The organism is Anditalea andensis (genome assembly GCF_000714815.1).
GTDB classification, from domain to species: domain Bacteria; phylum Bacteroidota; class Bacteroidia; order Cytophagales; family Cyclobacteriaceae; genus Anditalea; species Anditalea andensis.
Window position 1 is genome coordinate 288,547 of sequence record NZ_JMIH01000023.1, and the last position, 12,888, is coordinate 301,434.

The 12,888-nt window shown below is 41.2% G+C and carries 6 protein-coding genes; all 6 read left to right on the forward strand.

Annotated features, from left to right (window positions below):
* Position 1 precedes the first annotated feature (1 nt).
* Positions 2-982, forward strand: a complete 981-nt coding sequence (locus EL17_RS15855; RefSeq protein ID WP_035076168.1) for a glycoside hydrolase family 5 protein — start codon at positions 2-4, stop codon at positions 980-982.
* A gap of 441 nt (positions 983-1,423) precedes the next feature.
* Positions 1,424-4,576 (forward strand): SusC/RagA family TonB-linked outer membrane protein, encoded by a 3,153-nt coding sequence (locus EL17_RS15860; RefSeq protein WP_035076171.1) that lies wholly within the window; start codon positions 1,424-1,426, stop codon positions 4,574-4,576.
* 17 nt (positions 4,577-4,593) lie between these two features.
* The gene (locus EL17_RS15865; RefSeq protein ID WP_035076173.1) at positions 4,594-6,249 is read left to right on the forward strand and encodes a RagB/SusD family nutrient uptake outer membrane protein; all 1,656 of its coding nucleotides are present in this window, start codon (positions 4,594-4,596) and stop codon (positions 6,247-6,249) included.
* 58 nt (positions 6,250-6,307) lie between these two features.
* Positions 6,308-7,597, forward strand: a complete 1,290-nt coding sequence (locus EL17_RS15870; protein ID WP_035076176.1) for a glycan-binding surface protein — start codon at positions 6,308-6,310, stop codon at positions 7,595-7,597.
* A gap of 95 nt (positions 7,598-7,692) precedes the next feature.
* The gene (locus EL17_RS15875) at positions 7,693-10,995 is read left to right on the forward strand and encodes a VCBS repeat-containing protein (RefSeq protein WP_051720040.1); all 3,303 of its coding nucleotides are present in this window, start codon (positions 7,693-7,695) and stop codon (positions 10,993-10,995) included.
* A gap of 57 nt (positions 10,996-11,052) precedes the next feature.
* Entirely contained in the window at positions 11,053-12,807 is a 1,755-nt protein-coding gene (locus EL17_RS15880; protein WP_035076179.1) for a glycoside hydrolase family 9 protein, read from the forward strand.
* Positions 12,808-12,888: the final 81 nt, after the last annotated feature.

The following is a 12,888-nucleotide window of genomic DNA, read 5'->3' on the forward strand; positions in this document are numbered from 1 at the left end:
CATGAAACTCACTATCTCTCTTTCTTTATTATTTTTGCTGTTTTGTACTTCTAAATTTACTGCTCAGGATCACCACGAAAATAACGGATTTACCCCTTCTTCAATAAGTCATCTAAGTGTTATAAATAACCAATTAGTAGATGATGATGGGAACCCAGTTATCCTCCGTGGTATAAGTTATGGATGGCACAATTGGTGGCCCAGGTTTTATAATAGCAGCACAGTTAAGACTTTCAAAAACGATTGGAAGGTTAATTTAGTGAGGGCTGCGATGGGCGTGGAACCTGATGGTGGCTATATAGATAATCCTGCATGGTCTCTCAGTAAAATAAAATCCGTAATAGAAGCTGCTATTGAAGAAGACATATATGTCATCATAGACTGGCACAGCCATAACATAAAGCAAGAAGAAGCTATAGCTTTTTTCACAGAAATGGCAAAATCATATGGAGACAGGCCAAATATTATTTACGAAATATTCAATGAACCTGAAGATCAAAGCTGGGATGAAGTGAAGTCCTATAGCATAGCCGTCATCAATGCAATAAGAGCCCATGATCCTGATAACATCATTTTAGTAGGTTCACCTCACTGGTGCCAGGACATTCATCTAGTGGCAGATGACCCTATAGTAGGGTATGGTAATTTGATGTATACCTTACATTTTTATGCCGGGACACATAAGCAGTGGCTACGAGATAGAGCAGATTATGCTTTGGGCAAGGGTATTCCGATCTTTGTGTCAGAATGTGCATCTATGGAGGCCACAGGAGACGGTCCTATTGACCATGAATCGTGGAATGAATGGCTGACTTGGATGGCAAAGCACCAACTCAGCTGGGCCACTTGGTCCGTCTCTGATAAGGATGAGACTTGCTCTATGTTCTTGCCATCCTCCTCTGATACGGGACCGTGGAAAGCTCATGAAATAAAGCCCTGGGGTCAGATCGTCAAAAATTCAATTACCCAGCACAGTAAATAGGTTTAACGTGATGGAGTTTTATCAAGGCCACCTCTATTTTAAATAAATACGCAGTGAGAGTAACAATTCAATCCGGAATTTTTTCTGACAAACATTACCTGTATAACCTTCACAAATAGACATTAGAGCTCATTTTGAAGCAGGTGAAAACATTTGATACCCTATTTAGAAACATATGAATAACCTTCACCTTAAAAGGGAAGATTAAATTTGACCTCAATCGATTGCATTAAACCCAAAATAAAATCTTCGCTTTCCTCATATTGAGGTTCGTTCATATTTTTTTGGGTGAAATGTATCCTTATAGACCATCATAACCCCCAAGCAGAATGAACCATAAACCGTAAACTTTCAAGCCCCTTTTTCCTGACCATAAGCCAATGCCAATTGGCTTATGGTCAGGAAACAAGTACAATCAAGAATAACCTAAAATAACACTTTATGAAAAGACTCTTACCGCTTTTGCTCTTTCTAATAGTAGGATGGGCGCACGCACAAGTAACAATCCGTGGAAAAGTCACCTCGGAAACTGACGGCCTGGGGATACCGGGGGTCACAGTACAGGTAAAGGAAACCAATGCTGGAGTAGCTACTGACATAGATGGAAATTATACCATTACTGCCATAAATGGTCAGACCCTGATCTTCAGATCCATGGGCTATCAAACCCGAGAAATAAATGTAGGCAACCAGACTACTATAAATCTATCTATGACGGAAGATCTGGCCAGTCTGGATGAAGTGGTGGTGGTAGGTTATGGTACTATGAGAAAAAAGGATATGACCAGTGCTCATGTCTCTGTCTCATCTGAAGACATCACCAGAACAGTAAATACTACAGTAGAACAAGCCCTACAAGGCCGTGCGGCAGGTGTTTATGTCACCCAAAATACCGGAGCTCCGGGAGGAGGCATATCAGTAAACATACGGGGAGTCAGTTCCATCAGTGGAACTACTGAGCCCTTATATGTGATTGACGGCGTACAGATACAGCCTGCTTCGGTATCATTCGGCGCTACTGCCGGGACTAATCCCCTTGCGGCACTTAATCCAAGTGATATAGAATCTATGGAAATCCTTCAAGGTCCCTCTGCTACAGCCATATATGGTTCTAGAGGTACTAATGGAGTGGTTCTAATTACAACTAAAAGAGGGCAATCAGGAGATGTACTGGTGAGTTATAATTATTTATACAGCTTACAGGACAAGCCGTCTCCTTTGGCTACAATGAACCTTCAGCAGTATGCTGGCATGGTAGGGGAAATCAATGCTGCTATTGGTGGCGAAACTCCTGCTGCTTTCCTAGATCCTTCACTATTAGGTGTTGGTACTAACTGGCAAAATGAACTGTTCCAGACCGCGGGCCTGCATAAGCATTCACTTAACCTTAGCGGAGGAACAGAAAAAACCAATTTCTTTCTATCGGGAGAGTATTTTGATCAAGATGGAGTAGCCATCGGTTCAGGTTTCCAAAGATATTCCCTCAGATTAAACCTGGATAACCAAACGAGAAGCTGGTTAAAACTAGGGGTCAATCTTCAGGTATCTGAAACCGATGAGCAGTTGGCTACAGGAAGTACGGATGTCATTAACAATGCCATACAAATGGGGCCCCATATCCCGGTAAGAAACCCTGATGGTAGCTGGGGAGGCGCTGATCCTATAAATGGCAGTAGCTTACAGTTTACTCCCGCTAATCCTATTGCACTAGCCAATCTTTTGGACCGTTCGCTGACAAGAAGAGGTGTATTGGGAGGATTTTCTGCTGATGTGAACATTATTGAAGGTTTGACTTTCAGAACCCAGTTAAATGGAAACATAAATTACTCCAATGGTAGTTTCTTTACCCCTACCTATAGATTAGGTGTCGTCACCAATGATGTAAATACGCTGATAAAAAGATCCGAAAACAGTTTTTATTGGAACTGGGCACAAATCTTAAATTACAGCAGAACTTTAGGCAGACACTATATAGATATAATGGCCAGCCATGAAGCACAGGCTTCCAGGTATGAGTTCATGGAAGCCACCAGACAAAACTTCCCTTCCAACGACTTACCTGCACTAGGACTGGGATCCGCCCAAGGAGCTACCAACAGCGGTGGCCAGGGCCACTGGGCCATGGAGTCTTACTTTGGTAGGATTAACTATACCTTCGATGACAGGTACATCGTACAGGGGGCTATAAGAGCTGATGGATCAGCGAATTTCGGTCCTGAAAACAGGTGGGGATATTTTCCATCTGTATCTGCCGCCTGGAGAGTGTCTGAGGAGAATTTTATGAGAGACATCCTCTGGGTAGATGAATTTAAGATCAGGGTAGAAACTGGCCTTACTGGTAATCAGGGCAGTGCGGGAGCTATATTTGCGCCTTTAAGCTCACCAAGTATCCCTACACCGTTTGGAGGTGGATTTTTGGTATCCCGGTTCGGTAATCCAGGTCTACAGTGGGAAGAAACGCTTACTAATAACATTGGCTTTAATTTAAATTTATTCAGCAGCAGAATCCAACTGGAAGGCGATTTTTATGTAAAGAAAACCGATAACCTCCTCCTACCAAACCCGCTTCCATGGTACATGGGAACAGATGGTCCGGGGAGTATAGGTACCCCTACTGTAAATATAGGAGCACTTGATAACAGAGGATGGGCATTTACGATCAATACAATCAATATTGATAACAGGGCTTCGGGTTTTAGCTGGAATTCAAACTATAACATCTCGGGGTTCAGAACCAATGTAACACAATTCTTCAGTGAATCAGCCTTTATAGACAGGACTGCCTGGTATATGAATGATTTTACGCAGAGAGCTGTAGTAGGCCTTCCACCCTGGATGTTCTTTGGGTATCAATATGACGGTATATTCCAGTCTATCGAAGAAATAGAAGCCAGCCCTGTTCCTGCAGACAATAATGGAAACAGATTACCTATAGGGCCAGAGGGGGTATATGTAGGGGATGTGAAGTTTAGAGACATCAATGGGGACGGCATCATAGATGAACGTGACCAGACTTTTATCGGCAATCCCTGGCCTAAATTCAGCTTTGGGATGACCCAGCAGTTCAATTATAAAAATTTTACACTGGATATCTTATTTACTGGATCTTATGGCAATAAGATATACAACTTCAATAGATTTATTAATACAGATCCCAACAATATATTCTTAGGAAGAAATATGCTTCTAGAAACATATGGCTATGCTCAAATAGGCATGGATGATCAGGGAAATCCATTCATTACCAATCCGGAAACTGATGTGCCGCGAATCAATATAACTGACCTGAACGGTAATTTCGGCCGGATCTCTGACAAGTTTGTAGAAGATGGTTCTTACATAAGGGTCAAAAATATACAGTTAGGTTATCAGGTACCTAGAAGCATGTTGGCAGGACAGAATATAGTAAGAGGAGCTAGAATGTCTATAGGTGTTCAGAATGCTTTCACCTTCACTAAATATACTGGGTTTGATCCAGAAGTAGGTGCCTATGTAGGTAATAACGTATCAGCAGCCAGCCAATTGATAGGAGTTGATTCCGGCAGATACCCTCTTACCAGAATGTATACTTTTAGTTTAGGTATTGATTTCTAATAGATAAATAAAGAAATATGAAAATATATAACAGATTCAGACATATAGCCTTTAGTGCCCTCCTAACATTAGGTGGCACAATGGGCTGTTCAGAGGATTTTCTGGACAGGCCCCCATTGGACGCCATAGTGGATGCCAACTTCTATCAAAATGATGAACAGGTCCTGTCCGCTTCAGCACCTCTATATAATATCGTATGGTTCACTTATAATGATAAAGCATCCCACGGATTAGGTGATGCCAGAGGAGGAATTTTAACATCAGGATCCTACCAGCTTCAAAATGTAAGATTCAATACCACAGGAGAAACGCCTGAAAATGGCGAGGCTTGGAGATCTTTCTACAACGTAGTGGCCCAGGCCAATTCAATGATCAATAACATCAATACCTTTGCCGGTGATGCAGTGACGGAGAGAATTAAAAACCATGCTATAGCTGAAGGCAGATTTATGAGGGGGCTGGCTTATTCCTACCTTGTACAGAACTATGGTGCTGTTCCGATCATCACCAACAATACCACTTTACTGCAGGACACCTCTATTACCAGACACACGGAAGAATCGGTATGGCAGTTTATCATAAAAGATCTCCGCTTTGCGGCAGAGCATCTTCCAGCCCAGTCTGTTCAGCGTGGTAGACTCAATCAGTGGAGCGCAGAAGGACTGCTGGCCAAAATGTATCTGACCAAAGCCGGTATCAGTGGTACCAGAAACAGAACCGATATGGACAGTGCAGCCTATTTTGCTAAAAGAGTCATAGATAACAGTGGTGCTTCCTTAATGCCTAACTATGAGGACTTATTCAAAACAGCTAATAATAACAATGCCGAAACCCTGGCAGCCCTACAGTGGACTTATAACGCAGGCCAATCCAATGCCTGGGGTGCGCAGAATTCAGTACAGGCATTCCTGGCATATGGATCTGAAATCACTGGCTTTGGTGATGGATGGGGGGGAGATATCGGAGCTTCCAAATGGATGCTGGAGCTATACGATGACCTGACATTTGACAAAAGACGAAAAGCTACCTTTATGCTTCCGGGGGATCACTACACGTATATCACGCAAGTGCCAGCAGGGGGATCTGCCCAACAGCTAAGAGTGCCTGCCCAAAGTGAAGAGGCGGGTAGGGTTTATAATACCCGGGCATGGGTGAAAAAATATGTGGTAGGAAGACCAGAAGACAACGATGGACGCGTAGTACAACAGGGTACGGAAATCAACACCTACATATTAAGGCTGGCTGATGTCTATCTTACCTATGCAGAGGCTGTTTTGGATGTAAATCCCGGAGAAGCTTTGACGTATTATAACCTGGTCAGGCAAAGAGCCGGTGTAAATTCCAAAGGAAGCATTACTTGGGAAGATATATTCCATGAAAGAATCATGGAATTTGCGATGGAAGGCCAGGCATGGTATGAATTCACTAAATTACATTACTACGATCCTAACAGAACTTACCAGATTTTAGCCAACCAGGACAGGGGAACCTTCAGAATTTATCCTGACCGTATACCCAATCCTACCTTATGGGAACTGGAAATACCTGCAACCGATGTGACACCTAGACGGTTTCCTGTCAACTCCAGCAATTTTAGGATTCCGATTCCTTCAGTAGAATTATCAAGAGCACCTAACTTGAGAAAAGCACCTGTACCGTATAACTTTAATTAACAGGATGTAGCTTAATTGGCAGGGGTAACCTCCAAACATTCAAACATAAAAATAACATATGAAAAATATAATTCTTCTACTAAAAAGCCATCAAAACCTATGGACAGCCATGATGCTGCTTTTATTAATGGGTAGTATGGCATCTTGCTCGGACGATGAATTTGACACTTCAGCCCCCCCGGTCATCGAGAGGATAAGAAATACCAATCCCAATACAGCTGACAGTTCATTTGTCAGTGCTACTTTGGGAAGTACCATAGCCATACTTGGCAATAATCTGAGTACTACCTTAGAAGTCTACTTAAATGATTATCCTCTGGGAGTGAACCCAGCTTATGTAACAAATAATACAGTCGTCATTCAGATCAATGATTCTGTACCTACAGTAGCTACTAACCCAGATGTAATAAATAAACTAAGACTGGTCACCAGAGCAGGTGAAGCTACTTACGATTTCCAAACCCTGCCTCCGGCTCCTCAGGTATTGCAGGTTAAGAACCAATATGTGGGCCCGGGTGACCAGCTTACTTTATATGGAAGATATTTCTATTTTGTGGATACAGTATATTTTCCGGGCGACGATGTTTTTGTAACTACAGGCATCCAGACCAATGCAGGGGGAAATACCCTTACAGTCACAGTGCCTGAAGGACTGGACTTTTCAGAGAGTTCCAATGTAATAGTGGTTTCAAGAAGTGGTGCCTCTGCTACTAACCGTAACACGCAGATATATTCAGGATGGGGCATGGTAGCAGATTTTGATACACCTGGTGTGCTTAACTGGCCCTGGGATTGGGGATGGGGCATATCCGGCGACATGATCCGAAATACACAGCCAGGCATTGCGGCCCTGGATGGTAACTTTGCAGGCATGAACCAAGCTTTCCCGGCCAACAATGACTGGAACAATGACAAAGTGATCAATCTGGCAGCATGGAGTGGTGAACAGATGTTTCCCACCACGCCATCAAACCTTTATAACCCTGCAGCACCTGCCGGTAATTTTGATATCCGTTTTGAACTGGCCATAAACAGTGCCATGCCCATACAGGATCTGTCGGTACAGATATGGTATCCTGACAGAAATGAAAATGAATTAAGCTACACCATTCCACTTAGCGAATTTGCAAGAACCGCTGATGGCACCTGGTATACTTTTTCTGCTAATATGACCCAATTGACAAATGGAAATAATAGATTGGGTACCTATGCAGACTTTTTAGCAGGCGACCATGATGGCATCAGACAGTTAAGACTGGTAATACAAAACACCAACCCGACACAGAATATCCGTGCTACTATAGGTATAGATAATATACGAATAGTCCGTGCCGTGCGCCAGCAATAGTAATGTAATGTTCTCATATAATTAAAGGGTTTTTAATTATTCTCGGAGTGGCTCATGGCTGCTCCGAGTTTTTATATCTCTGGAATTAATAATTTATGATAGTAGAAATCCGAATATTCGTTCCATTCTTATTATGGACTGCGTGTCTATGGGCATGCACAGGTCCTGCGTCCGAAAACCAAACCCTTTTTGAATTAATACCAGCCGAACAATCAGGTATATTTTTTAGCAATAACCTTAAAGAAACAGCATTGGCCAATATCCTCACATATCAATATTTCTATAATGGAGGTGGTGTAGCGGTTGGTGATGTAAACAATGACGGGCTAATGGATTTGTTTTTTACCGGCAACATGACATCTAATAAACTCTATCTCAATAAAGGTGATTTAAAATTTCAGGATATTACCCTGGCTACAGGTACAGCAGGAAGGGAAGAGCACTGGACGACAGGTGCTGTAATGGTGGATATCAATGGAAATGGCCTCATGGATATATACGTTTGTTATTCAGGAAATCTTCCTTCAGATGCAAGAAGAAACCAGCTTTTTGTAAACCAAGGTATTGATGAGCAGGGTATCCCCTACTTTGAAGAAATGGCTAAAGCATATGGAATAGATGATCCCGGATACAGTACTTCAGCTTTATTTTTTGATTATGACCTAGATGGTGATTTGGACCTCATGCTATTACAGCACAATCCAGAACTCTACAGCAATCTCGATGAATCAAATTATAGAAAAAGATTACAGGAGCATTCCCCAGATATGAGTTCAAAACTATTTAAAAATAATGATGGCATATTTGAAGATGTTACCTTAGAAGCCGGTTTAAGCGGTACGCCGCTGAGCTATGGATTAGGTGGAAATGTGGCTGATGTAAATGGGGACGGATACCCTGACATCTACATCGCAAATGATTATTCAGCTCCCGACTATCTCTATATCAACAATGGCAACGGTACTTTTTCAGATCGCATAAATGAGCAGATAGGGCATACCAGCTTATATACTATGGGAATGGATATAGCTGATTTTAACAATGATGGCCTACTGGATATATATACCCTGGACATGCTTCCGGAAGATAACCGAAGGCAAAAACTGCTTTTCTCTCCGGAAAATTATGACCACTTTGACCTTTTTGTGAAGGTAGGTCTCCACCACCAGTATATGCGTAATATGCTTCAAATGAATAATGGAAACGGTACCTTCAGTGAAATTGGCCAACTGGCGGGGATATCTAATACCGACTGGAGCTGGACACCTTTATTCGCTGATTTTAATAATAGCGGTAAAAAAGATTTATTTGTTTCCAATGGCTTCCTCAAAGACTTAACTAACTTAGACTTTATAAACAACAGGAAGGAGTATCTCCAAAACCAAAAAGTAACACAGAATGGATTGATAGAACTGATCCATACCATGCCCACCACCCCTTTGCAGAACTATATTTTTGAAAATCAAGGAAATCTACGCTTTTCTAATATGGCCAACGATTGGGGACTAAATCAGTTAAGTAATAGTAATGGCGCTGTATATGTAGATCTGGACAATGATGGAGACCTTGAGCTGGTGATCAATAATATTAATCAATCCGCGTTCCTCTACAAAAACAACTCACGTGAATCCCAGCAATCAAATTTTTTGCAAATAGAACTGGAAGGTAAAAATAAAAACACCCTAGCTCTGGGGACCAAAGTTACTATATACTCGGATGGCCAACTCCAAATGCAGGAACAGACTCTTTATAAAGGTTATCAAGGAAATGTAGGTCCAGTGCTCCATTTTGGACTAGGAGATTGGAAAAGAATAGACTCATTGATCGTTAATTGGCCAGGTGGATCTTCCGAATCTATAATTCACCCTGAATACAATCAACGCCTAGTTTTATCTGCATCCAATGCCAATACTCCCGCAAAAGAAAAAATCTGCACATCCCCCAAGTGGATAAGCGAACCTTCCATTAGTGAGCTGGCCCATTCTAATATTATTTTTAATGACTTTAATAGACAGTCTCAGCTGATGGAAAACCTGAGTGCAAAAGGGCCTGTACTTATTAAAGCAGATGTAAATGGGGACGGCTTGGAAGATATATTTCTGGGAGGGGGATATGGAGAAGCTGGGAAAATTTTTATCCAAAACAAAAATGGAGAATTTAATAAGTCCAATGCTTTCTCTGAGTATAATGCAGAAGCTGTCGATGTGCACGCAGCATTTTTAGATGCGAACGGAAATGGCCATTTAGACCTATATATAGTCAGAGGAGGCTATCACCAATTTAAAAGCAGGGACCAAAAGTTAAGGGACGAACTTTACATTAATGATGGTAATGGAAATTTTACAAAAAGTACAGTTGGAACCATACCGGAAATCTTTAACAGCAGCTCTGTGGTAGTACCAATGGATATTAATAATGATGGCTATACCGATCTATTTATCGGAGGAACATATGTTCCTGGTAGATTTCCGGAATCAGACGAAAGTTATGTACTTCTAAATAAAGGAAATGGGGCTTTTAAAATGATCTCTGGAGATGAATGGCCGATTTTATCTTCTCTCAAACGGATCAATGATGCTGTGGTAACTGATATAAATAAAGATGGCTCACAGGAATTGGTAATAGCCTCCGAATGGGCACCGATTTATATATTAAGCTCCTATGGTAATAGACTGGAAAATATAACTGATAAGTTAATTGATGAGAATTTTAGAGGTTTATGGAAATGTTTGTTAATTACAGATCTTAATGGCGATGGGCAGGTAGAGTTAATATTAGGTAACCATGGATTAAATTCACCATACAGAGCTAGCAGAAAAGAACCCATGCAGCTTCATTTTGCAGATTTTGACCAAAATGGGTCGGTAGATCCCATTTTATCTTACTATATACATGGAAAGCGTTACCCTATTTTGTCCCGAGACGAACTGGCGGCCCAGATGTACAGGAAGAAAGCAGTGTTTTCTTCCTATGGTCAATATGCAGAAGCCACCTTAGAAGATATATTGACTAAAGCAGAAATAGACAAAGCAGAAATACTTGAAATAAACACCTTGGAGACCATGTTGTTCATTTTAAAAAACGGGAAGTATATCGTTTCACCACTTCCCTATCAGGTACAAATGGCACCTGTAAAATCAGTCATTTCTCTAGAGGGCAAACCCAAAGCTCTGTTCTTTGCAGGTAACAGTAATTACAGCAGAATTAAAATCGGAAAGATCGATGGAAATTATGGGATATTGCTTAAAGCAGATGATAATTTTGAATATTCATATACCTCCCAGTACATTTCTGGATTTCGCGTAAATGGAGATGTCAATTCTACCTTAAATATAAATGGCAGCTTATATATAGGAATACATAACCAACCTGTAGCCATTTACAAGCCACTCGAATGAAAAACAATGTCAATTAAACCCTATTTTAAAACCTGTGTTAACCATCGTAAATTGATCATGAGAAAAAAACTATACCTCCTATTTATACTATCCGCAGGATTTTTATCCTCTTGCCACCGGAGTAATCTTAATTATAATTTCCCAGAAACTGAAGCAATCAGACTAAATCAGATCGGATATTATCCGGAATCTAAAAAATTTGCAGCTATATCAGCTCATGAAGCTACAGGAACTTTCTATCTTACCAAAGCTGATGAAAACACACCAGTATACGAAGGTGATCTTTCAGAAGCTGTATCTTCGGATTATTCAGATAAAAAAACGAAACTGGCTGATTTTTCTGCATTTACCCAAAAAGGCGAGTACAGATTGGTTATCCCAAGCGCAGGTAAATCTTATCCTTTTAAAATTGAGGACGGGATTTTTGAAGAATTGGCTAAAGGATCCATTAAAGCTTTCTACTATAACAGGGCATCCTCCCCTCTTTTGGAACAACACGCTGGTATATGGGCTAGAGAAGCAGGCCATCCGGATGACCAGGTTAAGATCCATGCCTCTGCTGCTTCCGAACAAAGACCTGAAGGGAGTGTTGTATCTGCCCCCTATGGCTGGTATGATGCCGGTGACTATAATAAATATATAGTCAACAGTGGTATCACTATGGGTACGCTGCTATCCCTTTATGAGGATTTTAATGATTATTTTCACCATCAAAACTTAAACATCCCCGAATCTGACAATCAAAATCCTGATCTTCTCGATGAGATACTTTGGAATCTAAAATGGATGCTAAAAATGCAGGACCCAAATGATGGTGGTGTTTACCATAAACTGACCACTGCTGAATTTGAAGGCATGGTGATGCCACATGAGGCTACAAATCAAAGATATATGGTAGCCAAAAGTACCGCTGCGACACTGAATTTTGCCGCTGTGATGGCGCAGGCTAGCAGGATATATAAACAATATCATCCATCGCTGGCTACCGAATGCCTAAATGCAGCAGAAAAGGCATGGGACTGGGCAAAGCTAAACCCAGCACAACTTTACCGACAGGATGAAATCAACAAAATACATATTCCTCAAATTCAAACCGGCACTTATGGGGATAACAATGTAGAAGATGAGTGGATTTGGGCCGCTGCTGAATTATATATCAGTACCCAAAACATCAGTTATCAGGAGAATATTTCAGGTCCAGTTGACAGCTTTACATTACCAAATTGGTCCAATGTAGGGTGGTTAGGATATTATTCCCTGTTAAGACACAGAAATAAATTAAACAACCCCCCTAAAGATGTTTTGGATAAAGCCAAAAACCAGCTCCTAAACCAGGCCGATGTCTATGTGGAATCAGTGAAGAACTCCAGGTTCCATTCAGTTATGGGTAAAAATGCAAGTGATTTTAATTGGGGCAGTAACTCTAATGCTGCCAATCAGGGAATTTTACTTATCCAGGCATACCTATTAAGTGACAAGCAGGAGTACCTAGAGGCAGCCCTAAGTAATCTAGATTATATACTTGGCAGGAATGCCACAGGATACAGTTTTATCACAGGATATGGGTCCAAAACTCCGCTATACCCTCACCATAGACCTTCCGAAGCTGAACCTGATAAAGCCCCTGTTCCAGGCTTTCTGGTAGGAGGACCAAATCCCGGTCAGCAGGACAACTGCGATTACCCTAGTAATATTCCAGATGAATCATATATCGATGAGACCTGTTCCTATGCCTCTAACGAAATAGCTATAAACTGGAATGCCCCACTTGCATATCTCACTAATGCCCTCGAAGCAATATATTCAAAGTAAACAAGCTGCTAATTGAGCATAATTCTATCAAATTAAGCCACTTAATTAATATAGGAATCTCATACACCCAGATATATAAGG